Annotated in this window: 15 protein-coding genes, 1 pseudogene and 1 other annotated feature; of the genes and pseudogenes, 12 read left to right on the forward strand and 4 right to left on the reverse strand. The window is 34.5% G+C overall.

What is annotated here, in order from left to right:
• The first annotated feature begins 115 nt into the window (after positions 1–115).
• The 7 genes from JFU20_RS27535 (at position 116) to JFU20_RS27565 (ending at position 8,053) form a co-directional block, all read left to right on the forward strand.
• The gene (locus JFU20_RS27535; protein WP_002013521.1) at positions 116–982 is read left to right on the forward strand and encodes a carbohydrate ABC transporter permease; all 867 of its coding nucleotides are present in this window, start codon (positions 116–118) and stop codon (positions 980–982) included.
• A 10-nt stretch (positions 983–992) separates the two neighbouring features.
• Positions 993–1,811, forward strand: coding sequence for a carbohydrate ABC transporter permease (locus JFU20_RS27540; protein WP_002110514.1), 819 nt, complete (start codon positions 993–995; stop codon positions 1,809–1,811).
• A gap of 25 nt (positions 1,812–1,836) precedes the next feature.
• Positions 1,837–3,198, forward strand: a complete 1,362-nt coding sequence (locus tag JFU20_RS27545; protein ID WP_201039130.1) for an extracellular solute-binding protein — start codon at positions 1,837–1,839, stop codon at positions 3,196–3,198.
• 80 nt (positions 3,199–3,278) lie between these two features.
• Positions 3,279–4,706 (forward strand): CehA/McbA family metallohydrolase, encoded by a 1,428-nt coding sequence (locus JFU20_RS27550; protein ID WP_033715811.1) that lies wholly within the window; start codon positions 3,279–3,281, stop codon positions 4,704–4,706.
• Complete coding sequence (locus JFU20_RS27555) at positions 4,699–5,406, forward strand: HAD family hydrolase (protein WP_033715810.1); 708 nt, start codon at positions 4,699–4,701, stop codon at positions 5,404–5,406. Before JFU20_RS27550 ends, JFU20_RS27555 begins: the two co-directional genes overlap by 8 nt.
• Before the next feature lie 61 nt (positions 5,407–5,467).
• Positions 5,468–6,568 carry an ABC transporter ATP-binding protein gene (locus JFU20_RS27560; protein ID WP_201039131.1) on the forward strand — a complete coding sequence of 367 codons (1,101 nt, stop codon included), beginning with the start codon at positions 5,468–5,470 and terminating at the stop codon, positions 6,566–6,568.
• A gap of 139 nt (positions 6,569–6,707) precedes the next feature.
• A protein-coding gene (locus JFU20_RS27565) for an IS3 family transposase (RefSeq protein ID WP_201039132.1) occupies positions 6,708–8,053 on the forward strand; the annotation gives its coding sequence in 2 pieces (ribosomal slippage) (positions 6,708–7,149 and positions 7,149–8,053; 1,347 coding nt in all).
• 425 nt (positions 8,054–8,478) lie between these two features.
• Here the strand turns inward: JFU20_RS27565 and JFU20_RS27570 are convergent.
• Positions 8,479–9,069: a hypothetical protein gene (locus tag JFU20_RS27570; protein WP_002013513.1), complete on the reverse strand. Its 591-nt coding sequence runs from the start codon at positions 9,067–9,069 to the stop codon at positions 8,479–8,481.
• 476 nt (positions 9,070–9,545) lie between these two features.
• Here JFU20_RS27570 and JFU20_RS27575 point away from each other — a divergent pair, with 476 nt between their 5' ends.
• Together JFU20_RS27575 and desA are read left to right on the forward strand one after the other, a co-directional pair.
• Positions 9,546–9,701, forward strand: coding sequence for a hypothetical protein (locus JFU20_RS27575; RefSeq protein ID WP_002168135.1), 156 nt, complete (start codon positions 9,546–9,548; stop codon positions 9,699–9,701).
• A 241-nt stretch (positions 9,702–9,942) separates the two neighbouring features.
• A complete protein-coding gene (desA, locus tag JFU20_RS27580) occupies positions 9,943–10,974 on the forward strand; it encodes a Delta(5) desaturase DesA (protein ID WP_201039133.1) in 1,032 nt (343 codons plus the stop codon).
• 536 nt (positions 10,975–11,510) lie between these two features.
• Here desA and proC read toward each other — a convergent pair.
• The gene (gene proC / locus JFU20_RS27585; protein ID WP_002013510.1) at positions 11,511–12,329 is read right to left on the reverse strand and encodes a pyrroline-5-carboxylate reductase; all 819 of its coding nucleotides are present in this window, start codon (positions 12,327–12,329) and stop codon (positions 11,511–11,513) included.
• A 567-nt stretch (positions 12,330–12,896) separates the two neighbouring features.
• Positions 12,897–13,107 (forward strand) — a binding site (T-box leader).
• A gap of 144 nt (positions 13,108–13,251) precedes the next feature.
• Here proC and proB point away from each other — a divergent pair.
• Both proB and JFU20_RS27595 read left to right on the forward strand, forming a co-directional pair.
• A complete protein-coding gene (gene proB / locus JFU20_RS27590) occupies positions 13,252–14,355 on the forward strand; it encodes a glutamate 5-kinase (protein ID WP_033715808.1) in 1,104 nt (367 codons plus the stop codon).
• 123 nt (positions 14,356–14,478) lie between these two features.
• Complete coding sequence (locus JFU20_RS27595; protein ID WP_201039134.1) at positions 14,479–15,726, forward strand: glutamate-5-semialdehyde dehydrogenase; 1,248 nt, start codon at positions 14,479–14,481, stop codon at positions 15,724–15,726.
• Between the two features lie 84 nt (positions 15,727–15,810).
• On the opposite strand, the pseudogene JFU20_RS27600 reads toward JFU20_RS27595, so the two are convergent.
• Together JFU20_RS27600 and JFU20_RS27605 are read right to left on the reverse strand one after the other, a co-directional pair.
• Positions 15,811–17,003 (reverse strand): annotated as a pseudogene (locus tag JFU20_RS27600) (NupC/NupG family nucleoside CNT transporter).
• A gap of 246 nt (positions 17,004–17,249) precedes the next feature.
• Positions 17,250–18,485, reverse strand: a complete 1,236-nt coding sequence (locus tag JFU20_RS27605; protein ID WP_016095693.1) for a helix-turn-helix domain-containing protein — start codon at positions 18,483–18,485, stop codon at positions 17,250–17,252.
• Positions 18,486–18,711: 226 nt separating this feature from the next.
• On the opposite strand from JFU20_RS27605, the gene JFU20_RS27610 reads away from it, so the two are divergent.
• A complete protein-coding gene (locus JFU20_RS27610; RefSeq protein WP_201039135.1) occupies positions 18,712–21,000 on the forward strand; it encodes a glycoside hydrolase family 3 C-terminal domain-containing protein in 2,289 nt (762 codons plus the stop codon).
• Positions 21,001–21,081 lie beyond the last annotated feature (81 nt).

Here is a 21,081-nt window from a genome sequence, read left to right on the forward strand (position 1 = left end):
TTTTTGTTTATATGTTGTTTTATTTTGTTAATTTGTTGTTTTTACAATTAGTTAACAAATTAACAACATTGTGTTAATAATGTACTCGTACAATATGAATTAGGAGGTGGCAAGAATGCAAATAAAACTATCAAAAGCTGTGTTCTTTTTACTACCAGTTGGAATACCTCTAATCTTGTTTTGGATTATTCCGAATTTCATTAGTTTAGGTATTAGTTTTACTGATTGGGATTTTATGACGAATGATTTTAACTTTGTTGGTTTAGAAAACTATTTTAATCTATTTACACAAGATTCTTTTATGCAAGCATTGCTCAATACGTTTTATTTCGGAATTGGAACAGTCATTCCAACAATTGCATTGGGCTTAGGTTTTGCATTATTCTTCCGAAAAAAATTCAAAGGTTCCGCATTGTACCAATTAATGATCTTTTCACCTTGGGTAACGCCAACAATAGCTGTATCCATTGTGTGGTCACTTTTATATGAACCTCAATTTGGAGTTATTAATAAAGTTCTAAACTTTTTCGGAATACCAGGTTTGGACTGGCTTCAAAGTAGTAAAACAGCGATGTTAGCAGTCATAATTATGACAGTTTGGAAATTAGTTGGTTGGACGATGATCTTCTATATCGGCGCATTAGAAAAAGTTCCAGATAGTTTATATGAAGCAGCTAGTATTGATGGAGCAAATTCATGGCAGAAATTTCGATATGTAACACTGCCTATGGTTTCATCAACAACTTTCTTCTTAGTTGTCGTCAATACAATTTCTTCGGTGCAGGCTTACGATCAAATAAAAATTTTAACACAAGGTGGGCCTAGTGGTTCGACGCGTACGTTACTATATTTATTCTTCCAACAAGGGTTTGAACAGTTTGATATGGGATCTGCAACAGCAATCGCATTTATCATACTAATCATTACAATTCTACTATCTGTTATTAACAAAATAACAGGTGATAAGTGGGTGAACTATTAAGGTGAATAATATGAAAAAAGGTCCATTAATCGTAAAGCATCTCTTTCTAGCGTTATCAAGTATACTATTTATTTTTCCATTCATATGGATGGTGCTTGGTTCGTTTAAAACATCTAGTGAAGTATTACAAGGAGGTTTTTGGCCTAAAGAATTTCACTGGGAAAATTATCAGCAAGTATTAGATATACTTCCATTTAGCACATATTTATTTAATAGTTTCTATACTTCTTTCATCATTACTATATATGTACTTGTTTCGTCAGCGCTTTTTGCTTATATGTTGGCATTTTATAAGTTTAAAGGCAAGAATATTACGTTTAGTGTTGTGATGGCAACCTATATGATCCCTGGAGCTGTATCGTATGTTCCTGTATATGTAATGTTAGGGAAGTTTGGTTTGCTTGATTCACATTTTGGATACATGATTTCTATGGCTGTTAGCGTATTCGGTATTTTTTATTTGAAACAAACGTTCCACAAAGTTGGTTTTGAAATAGTAGAAGCAGCCAAAATTGATGGAGCGAGTGATTGGCGAATTCTTTGGAAGATTATTTTTCCAATGACACGATCATCATTTGTAACTCTAGGATTGGTCACATTTATTGGTAACTATAATAATTACATTTGGCCAGCTCTTATTTTGAAAGATAATACACAAAAACTAATTACGAATGGAATTGCTGATTATTTCATTAATAGTTCTTTAGGACGAGATTGGTCACACATTATGGTTGCAAGTACAATCGCAACAGTGCCGCTCTTAATCGTATTTTTGATTCTACAAAAATGGTTCTTATCTGGTGTTACTGATTCAGGAATAAAGGGGTAATTAAATATTAAAGGAGAGTTGTGGGATGAAAAAATTATTCATGCTTCTAACAGTTATAACATTGTTTGTTAGTGCACTTGCGGGTTGTTCAGGTGGAAAAGGGAGTACGGTTAAAGCAAGTAAAGAAGGGGAGAAGGTTGTTGTTCCATTCATTAATGGAGTAGGGGGCTCTCTTGCAGATCGTGTAGATAAGATTGTGGAAGAATACAATAAAAGTCAGGACAAATATGTAGTGAAAACGACAAAAACGGGTAGCTACGATGAGTCATATCAAAAGCTACAAAGTGGATTTGCAGCGAATAACCAAGAAGCAATTGCATTACTAGGTTCTGATGTCATTCAAGAATATGCTAAAAAACAGTTAATCGTACCTATAGATGAATATGTTAAAAATGATACTAATTTCAAAAAGGAAGATTACGGAAAAGGGTTTATGGAGCAAGCAACAATTGACGAGAAGTTGTATGGAATTCCGTTTTACGGTACAACGCAAATTTTTTATTACAATAAAAAAGCATTAGCGGAGAATGGCTTTACAAAAGATGACTTAAAGACGTGGGAAGGTGTAGAAAAGGTAGCAAAAACAGTCGCAAAACGTGGTGAAAATGGAAATGTGACATATGCTGGTTGGATGCCAATGTGGGGAACTTCAAATTTAATTGATGCGGTTCGCAGTGCTGGTGGAAACGTATTAAGCGAAGATGGTAAAAAAGTATTAATTAACGATGACACTTGGGTTTCGGTATGGGAGAAATTCCGTACATGGCTTCATGAAGATAAAATTATGAAAATACATTCAGGTGGAACTGGATGGGAATATTGGGATAAAACTGTAATTGATTTAGTTGAAGGTAGAACACTAGGATTTACAGGCTCATCTGGTGATCAAGGATTTGTTTTTAAATCATTAGGAAAAGGAATGACTGAGGAAGAACGCCTTAACACATTTGAAGCATTACCACAACCATCTTGGGGTAATAATAAGCCAGCGCCAAAACTAGAAACATATTTATTCACATTAACTAGAAATATTGATCCAGAAGTAGCAAAAGGCGCATATGACTTTATGAAGTTTGCGACTACTACTGAGAAAACGGCTGAATGGTCCATGGCTACAGGTTATATCCCTGTTCGTAACAATGTAACAGATTACGGTCCATATGCTGAATTTGTAAAAAAACAACCACAAGCATTAATCCCAGTAGAGCAAGCTAACAATAATGGAGTGGGACCATTTGTAGATCCAACGGGCGGAAAAATCAATGACGCTTTAAATGTAGCGAAAGATAAAGTGGAGATTGAAGGAGTTCCAGCGAAAAAAGCATTAGATGAAGCAGCTAAAGTTGCGCAAGAAGAGTTAGATAAAGTTCTGAAAAAGAAGAAGTAATATTACCAACATGAGGTGCTTTTTAACGAAGGAAGTGCCTCTAAAATTCCTTCGTTAAAACTTAAAAAGGTGTGAGAACTATGATCGAAATAACAAGTACGATAACACTTTCACCATTCGTAAAAAATAAACACTGTTTCCAAATGGATGAAACTGATATTACAAACTTTACATTAACAATTGATCAAGGTGACAGCCGGAAAATTCCGCTTTTATTAATCGTAAGAGATCCTAACGGTTATGTACGTATGCAATACCAAACTCCAATTGTAAATGAAAAACTAGTCGTATCGAAAGATTCAATGTTTTGCTCTGCTGGTTGTATTGGAGGAGAAATACAGTCAGGTAATTGGGAATTAGAAGTCATATATATCCCTCATTGTGCAAAGAAAGTAGTGAAATTTACTGGAGAAAAAGTTGACTACACAGTAAATATAGTAGTGAATGATCAGTTAGAACGAAAGTATAATAGAGAGCATTTTTGTAAGGAAAATGTTTTTATCGATGAAGACCGTTTTAATAAGGTAGTCAATGAAGAGCATCGCTGGTACAAAGGGGATTTTCATGAACATACAGATTTAACAGATGGCGAGATAGATGATGAACTTGGAATGAAAGTATGTGAAAAACAAGAATTAGATTTTTTATATGCGACGGAGCACAATATCGTTATGCCATCTTATGAAAAAGGAAACACATTAATTATACCATCCATGGAACTTACAACTCCTTTCGGTCATTACAACATATTTGGTATAAGAGAATTCGTTGATTTTACAGAGTATGTAAATGAATCATTTAGCGCTGAAAAAATGAATGCACTATTTTCACTCATGAAAGAAAAAGGTTATTTATTGAGTGTGAATCATCCATTTATGAAGCCTTGGGCGAACCAAGTTAATATTAACTTAGAAAATGTTCATACGATGGAAATTATGTGTGATCCAACTTATAAAAAAAGTAAATCATCTACTTTAGAAGCTTTACGTTGTTTCGATCAAATGTGGTCAAATGGTCTTAAAATCTGGGGAATAGGAGGAAGTGATTCTCATTTACATCCGTCTAAAACATTCCCAGGATCAAAAGACCCATCAATTTATGGTGATCCAGGAACATATGTATTATGTAACGGTTTATCTATTAAAAACTTAAAATTAGCAATCAAAAAGGGAAGAATTTATTTCTCTCGATTTAGAAAATTAACGATAGATATTCAAAACGAGGGTGAAACGATATATGTCGGTGATGAGGCTAAAGGAAATATTATTTACAGCATTTCTACTGACAAATCGTCTGAGTGGAGACTAATTATTAATGGGCAAACGATTGAAAAAGAATACGGCAGCGACGTAACCTTTGCATTCTCTTTAAATGAAGGGGCGTACGCTAGAGTTGAGGGATGGGAAGAGGACGAATTAGTAGCGTTTATTAATCCTATTCATAATAAAGTTCAGAATAAAAATATAAAAACATGGAATGAAGTTATAGGGGGAATAAAAGGTGAATAAAGCGATTATTTTTGATAAAGATGGAACATTAATACAGTTAGATTCAGTTTGGTACAAAATTGTGCATCGTGTGTTAGATGATATATTTCAAACGTATCCAAATGAAAAAAGTAAACGAGATAACTACTTAACGATTATTGGTATGAATGATAACGATTTTGAGAGTACGAGTTTACTAGCTTGTCGCACAAATTACTTTATTGCGGCTGCATGGTATGCGTTGTTAGAAAATCAATATGTGGATAAAGAGGATTTTATTCAAAATGTATGTCTTCTATTCAAAAAGTACTCTACAGCAGATGATCTTGTATTTACAGAAGTGGAAGGTGCAAAGGAAACGTTACGATATTTAAAAGACAATGAATATATTATTGGGGTTGTTACGGCAGACGATGTTGATGCAGCTATTCATTCTCTGAAAATGACTGAGTTATATGATTATGTAGATTTTTTAGGTGCAGATGATGGTGTGAATAGAACAAAACCTGAAAGTGACTTTTATCATATGTTTAAAGAAAAATTTTCACTAACTGAAGAAGATGTGCTTATGGTAGGTGATACATTAACAGACGTTACATTCGCGAGAAATAGTAACATTAAAGTAGTGGGCGTTTTATCGGGTGCGAGCAGGAAGGAAGATTTAGAAGGAAAAGCGGATTATATTTTAGAAAGTATGAAGGATATTTCGAAGATTTTATAATTCATGTCATCATAATTTTTAACAATATCTATAAATATAGCTCGAATTCTAGGAGGATATTATGGCTCAACTATCATTCAAAAACATTTACAAAAAATATGATCATGATGTGACAATCGTAAAAGATTTTAACCTAGAAATAAATGATGGAGAATTTATCGTTTTGGTTGGCCCTTCAGGGTGTGGGAAATCTACAACGTTACGTATGATTGCAGGACTTGAAGAAATTTCAGAAGGCGACTTTTATATTGATGGAAAGCGTGTAAATGATGTTACACCGAAAGATAGAGATATCGCAATGGTATTTCAAAATTATGCGCTTTATCCGCATATGAGTGTGTATGAAAACATGGCATTTGGATTAAAACTAAGAAAGTATAGTAAAGAAGAAATTGATAAGCGTGTGCAACATGCAGCAAAAATTCTTGGGCTTGAGCAGTATTTAAGCCGGAAGCCAAAAGCACTTTCAGGTGGGCAGCGCCAGCGTGTTGCCTTAGGCCGAGCGATTGTTCGAAATGCAAAAGTATTTTTAATGGACGAGCCTTTATCAAACTTAGATGCGAAGTTGCGTGTTCAAATGCGTGCTGAGATTACAAAATTACATCAACACCTGCAAACAACAACTGTGTATGTTACACATGATCAAATAGAAGCTATGACGATGGCAACGCGTTTAGTTGTACTAAAAGATGGTATTGTACAACAAGTCGGTACACCGAAGGAAGTGTATGATAATCCAGAGAATGTATTTGTCGGAGGATTCATCGGCTCACCTGGAATGAATTTTTTCAAAGGAGTATTAACAGATAATGCAGTTATGATTGATAAGTGGAAAATTGAAGTGCCAGAAGAGAAGATGAAAGGCTTGCGAAATAATGGATATACGAATAAAGAAATCATAATAGGAATACGTTCAGAAGACTTTTATTATGGAAAAGAAATCGAGGCTTTACCATATAACGCAAAAGTAACAGTACCGATTGATGTAGCAGAATTAATGGGGGCAGAAACATATCTATATTCTAACATTAATGGCCAATCCTTTGTTGCACGTGTGGACACATCTTTAGATGTGCAAAGTCAATCTAATATAGATCTAGGTTTAAACATGGACAAAGTGCATTACTTTGATTCAGAAACTGAGAAACGAATTGTTTTATAGATAATAATTAATATGATTATCCCTTTAGAATTTCTTCAACTACTACAAATAAATAGTAAAAAGCCGATTATCCTTTAGATTACAGGTGAAGTGCACCCCAATTGTTAGACACGGTCTAACAATTGGAGGTGCATTTTTTATGGCTAAATTTTCTTCAAAAGAAAAAATCCAAGCGGTGAAACGATATTTAGATGGTTCAGAGAGTGGAAAAACAATTGCTAAATCTATAGGAGTTACTCCTGTTTTAATTCGTGAGTGGATTAGACGATATGAATCTTCAGGTGAAAGGGCCTTTGACAAGTGCTATACATTATACCCAGCTCAGTATAAACTAGATATACTTTATTATATGAATGAACACGGGACATCTATCAGAGAAACAGCGGCGCTTTTCAATATTCCGTCTTATGAAACACTTCGGAAATGGAAAATAGCCTATGAAACAGGAGGATTGGATGCCCTACAATCAAAGAAAAAGGGGCGTCCAACCATGAAAGATAAAAAAATAAAACCAGTAGTAGAAGGTTCAATAGAAGCACTACAAGCCGAAAATGAGCGTTTACGGATGGAAAATGCATATTTAAAAAAGTTGAATGCCTTAGTTCAAAACAAGGAAAAATCACCAAACAAGACAAAGCGCAAGTAATCTATGAGTTAAGGCATGAATTTCCTGTCAAGGAGTTACTTCAACTCGCAAACATTCCACGTAGTACGTACTATTACTGGATGAAACAGTTCAATCGTCCTGATCCAAATGCAGAAGTAAAAGAACTGATTCAAGCTATTTATAATGAACACGATGGGTGTTATGGGTATCGTCGTATTCGTGATGAACTTATGAATCGTGGACACAAAGTAAATCATAAAAAAGTGTATCGCCTTATGAAAGAATTAGGGTTAAAATGTCTTGTTCGTATGAAAAAATATCGCTCTTACAAAGGGACAGTTGGGAAAATTGCGCCAAATATTTTAAATCGCAACTTCCAAGCTGTAAAACCAAATGAAAAGTGGGTTACAGATATTACGGAGTTTAAGTTATTTGGGGAGAAGTTATACTTATCACCAATGTTGGATTTGTTTAATAGTGAAATTATTACCTATACAATTGGTTCAAGACCGACCTATTCCCTTGTTTCAACGATGTTAGATCAAGCTTTTGAACGTATAACAGATCTGGATAAACTCCTCATTCATTCTGATCAAGGTTGGCACTATCAAATGAAACAATACCGTCATTCTCTTAAGAACTGTGGCATTACTCAAAGTATGTCTCGCAAAGGAAACTGTTATGACAATGCCGTTATTGAAAATTTCTTTGGTATCATGAAATCAGAATTTCTGTATCGAAAAGAATTTGAAAGTATAACACATTTCAAACAAGAATTAGCAAAGTATATAGAATACTATAATCATAAAAGAATTAAGGCAAAATTAAAGGGTATGAGCCCGGTACAATACCGGGCTCATACCCTAGAGGCTGCCTAATGAAACGACCTGTCTAACTTTCGGGGGTCACTTCACAGGAAATCGGCTTTTTTATATAAAAGATCGCTTAGCGTACGAAAATCGCTTTTTGTTGGCAGTGCCCTGTCACAATCAAGCTGAGAAAAACAAATAATCCAAAACGAGAAAATTCTTAAGTTGATGGATGTGTGATGCTACTCCTATGTTAAGGTTCGAGTCATTTGAAACAGCAACCTCTATATTGAGTGGTGTTAAAGCGACGTATATGATAAAAAAGATGTATCGCTTGTAAAAAAATTGCATCACCTTGAATGAGCTAATACGACAAGAATCCGTTTCGGGCCTAATTAGGGAATGCAGTACAGATCAGTATATAGTATACAAGCATTCCCTTTCTATAAATACGGTATGTTTTTAATATAATTAAAAGAAAATTTTTGTGTTCTTTAATATGATGTGACATAATACCAGTTTTTTTCTATTTTTGTGATGTCTTTATATTCATTATTAAAGTCGTATTTGTTTGGTTTAGTATCATCTGGTGTGTAAATAAATCCTGAAAAATTATCTAATATACCACGATAAGTAAAAAAGAAAACAGAAATACCATTTTTATTTTGTTGAATAATTACATCCCCACCGTTTTTGGACGTGGATGCAAACTGTTTAGGTAAATGAATTTGTCTACTATCATAATGAACATTAGGAGTTAACTCTTTATGTTCTATAAGTGCTATAACTTTTTCACGATCTTCTTTATAGATAATAAAATCTAAATTTATATAAATCTCATTAAATGGTATACATATCCAAGTAATTATTATGATTAATTGAATAATTAATGGTTTCCAATTTTTGTATTTGATAAGATGTATGATTGTGAAAATTAATATTAAGAAAAACAATCCATGAACTATTATTGAAAGAAATGGCATAACAAATGGGGTAAGGAATTCAACTAAATACCATTTGAAAAAATGATAAAGTATAAGAGCGAGACCGCTTATTAATGTAATTTTGGTTAAATTCTTATTCAAATTTTGAATCTCCTTTCTATACTAAAAACTATGTGATTTTAGTATGAATATAAAATATATTTTTTCGTAAATTTCCCTTGTTTTCATTTTATTAACTTTGTGTGATTAATATTTTGAATATATCATAGATTTGAAATTAAATAAACGGACGTTGAATTTTTATATTTTATATAGAATAACAGTTAAATAAAAGTGAGGGAAGTTTTCAAAATAGACTAGTTTTTTATTTTAAATGTAATTTGATTTGTTTCATGAAATAGATCCGGTTCCGGTAAAATCAGTTGTAACAAGTGAACATTACGTTCATTGTGTATGTTATTCGTTTTTTATCGTTTTAGAAAACTGGGTATTGTTAGTTTCCTGACAATGGGGAATTAATAATAAAAAAGAATAAATATAAGCTTGCGTAAATGTTATGGAAAATCAAATCCTTGTTTACATTGAGGATGTCGAAAACAGCTTATGGAGGAGCAACAATGATGAATCTTCGTAAAAAGATAATGAGGCTAGCATTAGTGGGAACGATTGTACTAGGTACAGGAAGCATAATGAACGATAACGAGGTAAAAGCTGAGACGAAAAAAGCAGGACAGCTCACTTCTTATTGTGGAAACGGGGCAGTACAGAAGTGAAAAAAACTCTGTGTTTCTTTTTAATTAATATATTTATTGGGAAAAACTTCGGAATTTCAGGCACAAATGCTCCTTCTATCCTATAATAGAAGCTATTCTGGACGTAAGCAATTTGTAAGGAATGAGTAAGAAAAAAGAGATTTTCATAGTATAAAATATTTATTATACCTGCGTATAACACCTACTACTAATAATGTGTTATAATACGAATTAGCAACATAAAGGAAAGGAATTAGAAAAAATGACATTACAAAATACTAAAAATTTAAAAAAACAAGTTGCTCCTTTTGAAAAATCAACGGCAAAAAAAAGTGTTTGGCAAATCATCAATACGGTAGTGCCATTTATTATCTTATGGTACCTTGCTTATAAAAGTTTGTCCGTTTCTTATTGGTTAGCATTAGTTCCAGCTGTGTTAGCCGCTGGATTTATGACACGGGTTTTCATTATTTTTCATGATTGTACCCATCATTCTTTCTTTAAAAGCCGTCGTGTAAATAGAATAGTAGGGACATGTATGGGTGTTTTAACTTTATTCCCGTTTGATCAATGGGGGCATGAGCATTCCGTTCATCACGCTACAAGTGGTAATTTGGATAAGCGAGGTACAGGAGATATTTGGACACTTACAGTGAATGAATATTTGGCAGCGCCATTTAGACTCCGTTTAGCATATCGTTTATATCGCAATCCATTGGTTATGTTTGGGTTAGGTCCGATTTATGTTTTCCTACTTAAAAATAGATTTAACAGAAAAGGTGCTAGAAAGAAGGAACGCATGAATACCTATTTGACGAATGTTTTAATCGTTGCTTTAGTAGGGTTACTTTGCTGGACACTCGGATGGCAATCGTTTCTTTTAGTGCATGGTTCCATATTCTTAATAGCAGGTTCAATAGGTATTTGGCTGTTTTACGTACAGCACACATTCGAGGATTCTTATTTTGAAGAAGATAAAGAGTGGGAATATGTGAAAGCGGCAGTGGAAGGAAGTTCTTTTTATAAACTACCTAAAATCTTGCAATTTTTAACTGGTAATATTGGATTTCATCATGTTCACCATTTAAGTCCAAGAGTACCTAATTATAAACTAGAAGAGGCACACAATAATACGCTTCCTTTAAAGAATGTACCAACGATTACTCTTGCTACAAGCTTGCGGTCAATCCGTTTCCGTCTTTGGGATGAGCAAAACAACAATTTTGTTAGCTTTAAAGACGTTAAAAAATTAGTGAAAAACAATGTTTCTATTCCAGTAAAATCAGAACTATAACTTCATCAAATATGACTGACTCCCCTTAATCATTTTCGATTTAAGGGGAGTTTTTGTTTAACTAGTAGATGCACGATATGGAGAAAACTTAAATGATTTAAATTGTAATGGAGGGGATTAGGAAATAGTAATTAATATTAGAGGACGATAAAAATATTGTGTTAACAATTTGAGGCGATTGATATTACTTTTTTCAATAGATATTATGCTTAGTCTCTGAGTATATTTCATCTGGTGTGTATCATGTCTTACAAGAAACGTATGATTTAAAACTTGATAAAATCTGCAGCAAATACATATGAAAATGATGTTCCCTTAATAATAAAAGGGTATTACGCTATAAAATAAATGATAATAAGAACAGGGTAATTATTTTAGGATAATAAAATACAAAACAGACAAACTCAATTACCCTTGAATTTGTCCGTTCAGTTACTGGTGAAAAAGGAGGAGTATGTAAATGAAATGTGTATATAGTCTAAAACTGTTTAAAGATATGTGAATGTATTTAAAGTGGGTTTCTTTACACTAATTTATTACTTTTTAGTTTGCCTAGATAGTTCAACAGACTTTTGCGTACAACGCTGCATAGCTGAAATGATGGCTGTTCGTAAGCCTTTTTCCTCTAATGTTGCTACAGCTTCTATAGTTGTTCCGCCAGGGGAACAAACCATATCTTTCAATTCACCTGGATGCATTCCTGTTTCTAGTACCATTTTTGCAGAGCCTAACACAGCTTGAGCTGCGAACTTATATGCTTGATTTCTTGGCATACCATCTAATACAGCTGCATCTGCCATCGCTTCTATAATCATATATACATATGCTGGCGAAGAACCACTTACAGATGTTACAACATCCATTAATTTTTCACTTACTATCTCTGTTTGACCAAAACTATTGAAAATGTTTAGTACATCTTCTAAATCTCTTTCTGTCATCATTTCATTAGGACATAACGCAGACATTCCTTCGCCAACAAGAGCAGGTGTATTAGGCATTACTCTTACAACCCTTAACTTTTTATGAAAAGCATCCTCAGTACTTTTGATGCTTTTCCCTGCAGCGATCGTTACGACGATAACATCGTTTTTTATCACTTCTTTTATTTCGTTAATTATTGATGCATATAGGTCTGGTTTAATTGATAAAATTAAAATATCAGCATTTTTAGCTACTTCATTGTTGTCAGTTGTTGTAGTTAGTCCATATTTTTCACTAGCATGTTTTAAATTAGTAGTGTTTAAATCTGAACAAATGATTTTATTTGAAGACACTATATTTTTGTTTATCATCCCGCCAATCATAGCCATTCCCATATTTCCGCATCCGATGAATCCAATTTGTTTGTCCATAATAACTCAATCTGGCTCCTTTTATCATAAATTATATCGGTCTGATATTGTTATTCTAAAATAATAATGATATCTCCATGCAATATAAAGAAACATTTTAAGAGAGTATGTGCCTTTTTGCAATACAAAAGATAAAAATAAATTATATTCGACATTATGTAAGTACACGCATTATATTTAAAGATTTTATGTTATCCCGCTATTTGTGGGCAGTAAAACTCCCACCTCAAAATTCAGGTGGAGCAAAGAAGTTAGGTGGGAATCAACTGCCCGTAAAGGCCCGATTGGTTAGGGCTAATAATCAGTGGGGATGAACAAAACCCCCACTGATTAAAGTTTCACTTTATATACCTTGGTATGGAGAACAATATATGTTATTAATCGCATGAATGACAGGAGAGATTTTTTAAAAGATTTTACGTTTATGAATATGAGTATAGTTATATCAATTTTCACTATCATCCAGTATGTCCATAATCTCATACAAGAAACTTGTCATCATATTCATTTTGCAAAATACCTCTTGACACAAAAACGAACTATATAGCATAATATAAAAAATCAAATTGAAAATCGTTGAAGGGAAATAGTACATATGTCTTCTTGCGAAAGAGAGTGGAATTCACCGGCTGAAAGATTCCTCGTATAGAATGTATCGAACCTATCCCTGAGTCTTAAATGAAAGTTTAGGCGTACGCCTGCGTTATAGGCGCCAAGTGGATATCTATGTATATCAATTAAGGTGGTACCGCGGAACAATGACCGTTTCGTCCTTTTTATTTTATTAAGGGCGAAGTGGTCATTTTTATTTTGCCCTCTAATACTATAGGTACAGCATTGATGAGGATAGACATAGCTGCAAACTGTATAAATAAAAGTGTAATTTATAAAAACTTTGATTTTAGACTTGGGGGATAAAAAAGTGAGAAAGCAAAGAATTGTTGTAAAGATTGGGAGCAGTTCCTTGGCAGCAAGTCATGGAGGCATCTGTAAAGAACAACTTTCAGATCACGTTGCTGCATTGGCACGATTGAAAGAGGAAGGGCATGAAGTTTTGTTGATTACATCTGGGGCAGTCGCTGCAGGTTTTTCTGCTCTAGGGTATCCTAGCAGACCTGTGACAATTAAAGGGAAACAGGCTGCTGCCGCTGTCGGGCAAAGTTTATTAATGCAGGCGTACACGGAGGAATTCCGTAAATATGGTATCGTTACTGCACAACTTTTACTAACGAGAAGTGACTTTTCTAGAAAAGAACAATACAGTAACGCTTACGCTACTTTAGGAGAGCTACTAAATCGTTCCGCTCTTCCTATAATCAATGAAAATGATTCCATTTCTTTAGAAGAGCTAACGTTCGGTGATAATGATATGCTGTCAGCTTTAGTAAGCGGGCTTGTATCGGCGGATATGCTCATGATTTTTACAGATGTGAACGGTTTATATGACCAAAATCCTCAGAAAAATGCGGATGCGAAAAAATATCATTTCCTTCCTGAGGTAACAGAAGAAATTGCTTCTCTTGCTGGAGATGCGGGCTCAAAACTTGGGACTGGCGGTATGAAATCAAAAATCGATGCTGCCAAGACGGCACTATCTCTTGGAGTGAGTGTATTTATCGGAACGGGATGTGGACAGGAGAAGTTTTTAGATGTTATGAAGGGCAAAGGTGATGGAACATATATCGGGAATGCTCCTCAAAAAGTGATTAAGATGAACAAGCAATGGATCGCCTTGCATTCGCTTGTTAGCGGACAAATTGAAGTAGATGCGGGGGCAGCTTCTGCCATCATTCAACATGGAAAGAGTCTCCTTCCTGCTGGTGTTACTAATGTGTCAGGATTTTTCCAAGTGGGTGAAGTTGTGGAGGTAATCACGCAACAAGGGCGCGTAGTAGGAAAAGGACAATGCAGGTATAGTGCAGAGGAACTAAGGGATTTAAAAGGTATGCAGAGCCAAGATATTCAAGCAAGAGGGGAAAGGCATAGTTATGAAGTTATCCATAGGGATCATTGGGTTTCATTTTAAGAATAGCGAGGGCAGAGTCCACTGCTCAAATTCTTTAATTCCATAGGCGGGAAACACTTAGTTGGTGGAGATAAACGGGTCTTTAATTTTTACTTATTAACTTTTTAAAAGGAGGAAATAAAAATGAATGAAGTGTTGGCAAAGGGGAAAAAGGCGAAAGAAATTGCTAGAGAACTTGTACTTAAATCTACAAATCAAAAAAACGAAGCACTTGCTGCGATTGCTGATCAGCTGATAGTAGAAACAGCTTATATTTTAGAGGAAAACAAACGAGATATTGAAGAAGGGAAGGCAAAAGGGTTTTCTGAGTCACTCCTTGATCGTCTTATGCTGAATGAACAGCGTATCATCGATATGACTGAGGGAATTAAGCAGCTAATTGATTTACGTGATCCTGTTGGAGAGCGTGTAAGTGCATGGGAACGACCAAATGGATTATCTATTCAGGAGATGCGCGTACCACTTGGTGTTGTCGGAATGATTTACGAGGCAAGGCCGAATGTGACAGTGGATGCTGCTACAATTTGCTTAAAAACAGGAAATGCAGTAATATTACGTGGTAGTTCTTCTGCTATTCATTCTAACAAAGCCATCGTTAGCGTTATTCACAGGGCGCTCAAACAAACAAGCTTGCCTTCAGAAAGTGTACAGCTCATAGAAGATACAACGCGCGATAGTGCAAAGCAATTGTTTACATTGAACGAGTACTTGGATGTTCTTATCCCAAGAGGCGGCAAACAGTTAATAGATACTGTAGTGAGAGAAGCATCTGTTCCAGTACTTGAAACAGGTGCGGGAAATTGTCATATTTTCATTGATGAAACAGCGGATAAACAAATGGCATTTAATATTATTATAAACGCAAAAACGCAGCGTCCATCTGTATGTAATGCAATTGAAACGATTATACTTCATGAGAATTGGGCGCAGCAATTTGGTAGCGAGCTGTTTTCTTCCTTGAAGGAAAGAGGCGTGGAGCTACGTGGTGATAATAAAGCATTGGCAATTGATTCTTCTATTGCATTAGCTTCAGAAGAAGACTGGGAAACAGAGTTTTTATCTCTCACACTGGCAGTTAAAGTGGTTTCCACTACGGAAGAAGCAATTCATCATATAAATACGTATGGATCTATGCATTCCGAAGCGATTATTACAGAGAACGAGGAAAACGTCAGCAAATTTTTCACATCTGTTGATGCCGCGGCGCTTTATCATAATGCATCAACTCGTTTTACGGATGGATATGAATTCGGATTCGGCGCAGAAATTGGCATCAGTACACAAAAGCTACACGTAAGGGGACCAATGGGGCTACCAGCATTAACTTCCACAAAATATGTGATTCGTGGAAATGGACAGATTCGGGGATAAGAATTATAAAAGAACAAGTAATAAGATGAAGACACCCAATTTAATTCGGGTGTCTTTTGTAATTAAAACGAAATCAATATTCATTTACCATACAAAAAGCCCGACAAGCATAGCACTTAATAAGGAAACAGCCATTCCGCTAACAAGAAGCTTCCAAACATTTTTACCGATTATTGATGATTTTTCCCCGCCAAATAATGAATTGTAAGTTCCATAAATCATACCTACTGTACTAAAGTTTGCAAAAGAAGCTAGAAATGTAGTTGCAACCGCAATGGTATGCGGTTGTAAAGACTTTAGGTTTGATTTTAAATCCATCATTGCAACAAATTCATTCGTTGTTATTTTTATCCCCATTAATTCTGCTACATACATAGCATCACTGCCTGATACACCAAGTAAAAATGCAAAAGGGCTAAAGATAATAGAGAAGATTTTTTGAATTGTTAAACCTGCAACAAAGAAGCTTAAAATACCATTTAAACATGCTGTTAAAGCTACATACCCAATTACCATCGCTAAAATAACAATAACCATATTCATCCCAACTAACATACTGTTTGAAATAGTAGAAAAGAAATCTTTTTTTCATTTTTTGAAGGTGAATAAATAACATCATCTTCTTTAGTAACTTCTACAGGATTTAAAACATTAGCCAAGATTAATGCATTAATACAGTTTAAAGGAATAGCGCTAAAAATATATGTTGCTGGAACCATTGATAGATAAGCACCAAGAATGGACCCGCTGACGCTACTCATACTCATAATTCCAAAAGTCAACAAACGATTTTCTTTTAACACAGATAATTGATCACGAACAACTGCAAGTGCTTCCGTATTTCCTAAAAACATCATTTGAATGGAAAAGAAGCTTTCTAACTTTGGTAAACGAGAAATCTTTGAAATGATTGCACCAACTTTATCAATAATCCAAGTTAAGATTCCAAAATACGAAAGAATATCAAAGAAAGTGATAACAAAAATGATAGGAAGTAATGCGCTAAAGAAGAAATCAACTGTTTGATTTTCCATAGCTGAAGGAAATGCAAATCGAATTCCTTCATTCGCACATGATAGTAGCCAACTGAAAAATGACGCAATTTTATTAATGATAATACTGCCCAATTTCGTGCCTAACATAAACCACGTAATAAAAAGCTCCAATATTATTAGAATAACGATTGGTCTCCATTTTATTTTTCTTTTATTAGGCGAACATAGAAAAACGATTAATATTACAACAAAAATCCCTAACATATTTAATATGAAATGCATGTCAACAACTCCTTGAGGCTTATTATTTGTATATAAAAAAGCCTCTATTCTTCCAAATTTGGATTATGATCAGAAGTTATGAAGAATGTAAATTATGTTTGGGAGTAATCTATTTCAATTTATGTATTAAAAATTAATGTTTTTCCGCTTTATAAAGGATATGTATTAATAATGTAAAGCAACAAAATAAATCTATTGGTAGAACGAAGGACAATAATTATTGGAAGTATGATAAAATTTTCTAAACTAATAACTGTGTCCATGTTTAAATTGTTTAGGTGAAATACCAGTATGTTTTTTAAAGACCTTTGTAAAATGACTTTGGTCATGGAAATTTAATAGTGTGGAGATTTCTGATATAGAATGTTTTGTATAGGTCATTAAGCTTTTTGACTCATCTATCTTAGCACGCTGAATATATTCGCCTAATGAAATTCCAACTTCTTTCTTGAAAAGGGAAGATAGATAACTAGGATTTAATACGACTATTTCTGCTAGATGGGATAGTGTAATATCTTCGTAAAGATGAGTAAATATATAATTTTGGCATATGTTTATAGGCTTTGAATGTTTTTGCATTTTCCCGTTTTTAACTCGTTCTGAGAACTCAAGTAAAGCATTCTCTAAAAATGGGGAAATGGCTTCACTTTTTTTTATCTCTTCGAGTTTTTGAATTAATAAATCACTGAGGGTATATGCAATTTCAGGGAATAGTCCACCATCTATAGCCGACCTTGTCGCGAGTGTAATTGCTGCGATGGCAGAATTTTTCTGGCTTCGCAGGTGACTTGTTTTTGACAACACCCCAAGATCTCCTGATTCAGGTAATTTTCTTAGATTTTTAATTAAATCATCCTTTTTTCCTTCCTTAATACACTCAAATATTTTCCTTTCAACTAGTGGATCGATATGAGTTAATGTACTTTGACGTTGCTCCGATATATGTATAGCGGGCTGTTCAATCTCAAAATCATCCTTTTTTAACAGTATATTTTTTTGCAAAATATCAGCAATGTCTAATTTTTGTTGATACAGCATGTAATAAAGAACCATGCTTATATTTAAAAATTGCAAATTGCTTAAAACAGGGAGAGATTGATAATAGCGAATCATTTCCTCTTTGTCTATTTTTAGTTGAAGATCATTAACGATTCCTTTAATTGAGGTTTCTGATAACCTGGAATAAAGGACTGGCCCAACGAGGATATTCCCGCTAAGTTGATCATTTAAACGTAAGTTAATTGAGAAAAAATTTTCAAGAAAGGAAGTCTCTTCAAGTACTGGAAAAGTATAGGGAGGATCTTCTCTAAATACTTGATTAAGTAACACCTCTTTTGAAGAATACAATGGGTTATGCTGAAAATGGGGAGAGATTTCAAATGCCAAATCCCCTTTGTTATCAATGAAAAAGATAGGTGTTTTATGTATGTCAAAGACTAGCTTACAAATATAATATAAATCTTCAAGTTTGGAGCAATTCATTATTTTAACCTCTATTCTTTAAGCATTAGCCTATATATGTACAAGTTAAAATCCTCTCCTAAGCAAAGGTTTTAAAATAAGAGCGAAAGAGAGTACGGTTTAACCATAAATATAATCAGCTAAAATTTTTACCAGTATTCTAAAAAATATACCATAACATCTAAAGAATAATAACTATAATGACATTAAGAAAGCGTTTACTTAATTATTTTTTAGGAGGGCTATCATGAAAAGGGATATTAAGAAAATCATTTCACAAATGACATTAGAAGAAAAGGCAAGTCTATGTTCTGGATTAGACTTTTGGAATACAAAAGGGATTGAGCGATTAGGAATTCCTTCAATTATGGTAACTGATGGACCACACGGACTTAGAAAACAGGCAGAGGGAGCAGATCACTTAGGGATTTATAACAGTATTCCAGCGACTTGTTTCCCTTCAGCAGTAGGGTTAGCAAGTACATGGAATAAAGAATTAATAAAACAAGTAGGAGTTGCATTAGGAGAAGAATGTCAGGCTGAAAATGTAGGAGTTCTCCTTGGACCAGGTGCAAATATAAAACGTTCGCCGCTATGCGGAAGAAACTTTGAATATTTTTCAGAGGACCCGTATTTATCATCACAAATGGCTGCAAACCATGTTAAAGGCGTACAAAGTCAAGGGGTTGGAACGTCATTAAAACATTTCGCTGCTAATAATCAGGAGCATCGCAGAATGTCAGTAGATGCAATTGTTGATGAAAGAACATTGCGTGAAATCTATCTTGCTAGCTTTGAAGATGTCATTAAGGAAGCACAGCCTTGGACAGTAATGAGCGCATACAACAAGGTAAATGGTGAATACGCTTCGGAAAATAACTATTTATTAAATGATATTTTAAAAGATGAATGGGGATTTGAAGGTTTTGTCGTTTCTGATTGGGGTGCAGTAAATGAGCGTGTTGCAAGTCTAGCGAACGGTTTGGAGTTAGAAATGCCTTCAAGCTTTGGAATTGGTGAGAAGAAAATTGTCGATGCAGTTAACTGTGGTGAGCTATCTGTAGAAAAGCTTGATCAAGCAACAGAGCGTCTTCTTTACATTATTTTTAAAGCGTATGATAACCAATTAGAAAACGCTGTGTATAGTAAGGACGCGCATCATCAGCTTGCAAGAGAAGTTGCAAGTGAAAGTATGGTTATGTTACAAAATGAAGCTTCCATTCTTCCGCTGAAAAAAGAGGGAACGGTAGCAGTAATTGGAGGATTTGCAAAGCAACCACGTTTTCAAGGTGGCGGAAGCTCTCATATTAATCCAACAAATCTTGAAAGTATTCTCGAAGAAATTGAAACGGTATCAGGTGAAAAAACGAACATATTATTTGCCCAAGGCTATGACATTGCAAGTGATGATGTAAATGAAAGCATGGTTAATGAAGCAAAAAAAATAGCAGAGCGAGCAGATACAGCGGTCCTTTTCGTTGGACTTCCAGATCGTTATGAATCTGAAGGCTTTGATCGAAAACATTTACAAATGCCAGAAAATCATGTGCAATTAATTGAGGCTATCGCTGAAGTTCAAAGTAATATCGTTGTAGTTTTAAGTAACGGTGCTCCAATTGAAATGCCATGGATAGGTAAAGTAAAAGGAATACTTGAAGGCTATTTAGGTGGCCAAGCATTAGGCGGGGCGATTGCCGATATATTATTTGGTGATGCGAATCCAAGCGGGAAATTAGCGGAAACATTCCCGAAAGTGTTAAGCGATAATCCTTCTTACTTAAACTTCCCTGGTGAAGGGGACAAAGTGGAATACAAAGAAGGTGTGTTCGTCGGATACCGTTACTACGATGCGAAAAATATTGAACCGTTGTTCCCATTTGGTTTTGGATTAAGCTATACAAATTTTGAGTATAGTAATCTTTCAATAAATAAGAAAGAGATAACGGATACGGACACTGTTTCTATCAGTATGAACGTGAAAAATACTGGTAGTAGAGCAGGGAAAGAAATTGTTCAGCTTTATATAAAAGATGTTGAAAGCAGTATGACTCGTCCTGAAAAAGAGCTAAAAGGATTTGAAAAAGTAGAATTGCAACCGGGAGAAGAAAAAACGGTTAGCTTTACTTTAAATAAAAGATCATTTGCTTATTATAATGTTGAATTAAAGGACTGGCATGTTGAAACAGGTGAATTTGAGATTTTAGTAGGAAAGTCTTCAAAAGAGATCGTTTTACATGATAGCATGTATGTTCAATCAACGACTATAACTCAAAAACCAGTGCATCGTAATACGTTACTTGGGGACATATTTACGGACCCAATCTTAGCACCAATCGCAAAAGGGCTTATGGAAAAAGCATTAAAAGACAGTCCGTTTGGTAGTATGACTGAAGGGGATAGTGATGCCTCTGAAATGATGGACGCTATGCTGAACTATATGCCATTACGAGCATTAGTGAACTTTAGCGCAGGTGCTTTTACAGAAGAAATGTTAAGTGAAATAATTGGGCTATTGAACGATGCGCAGATGAATTAATAAGTGTGAATGAATTTTTTATCCCGTATTAATGGGCGGTAAGACTCCTACCTCAAAACTTGGCGAACGCGAGGAAGTGAG

The organism is Bacillus sp. TH30 (genome assembly GCF_016650875.1).
Lineage (GTDB): Bacteria > Bacillota > Bacilli > Bacillales > Bacillaceae_G > Bacillus_A > Bacillus_A mycoides.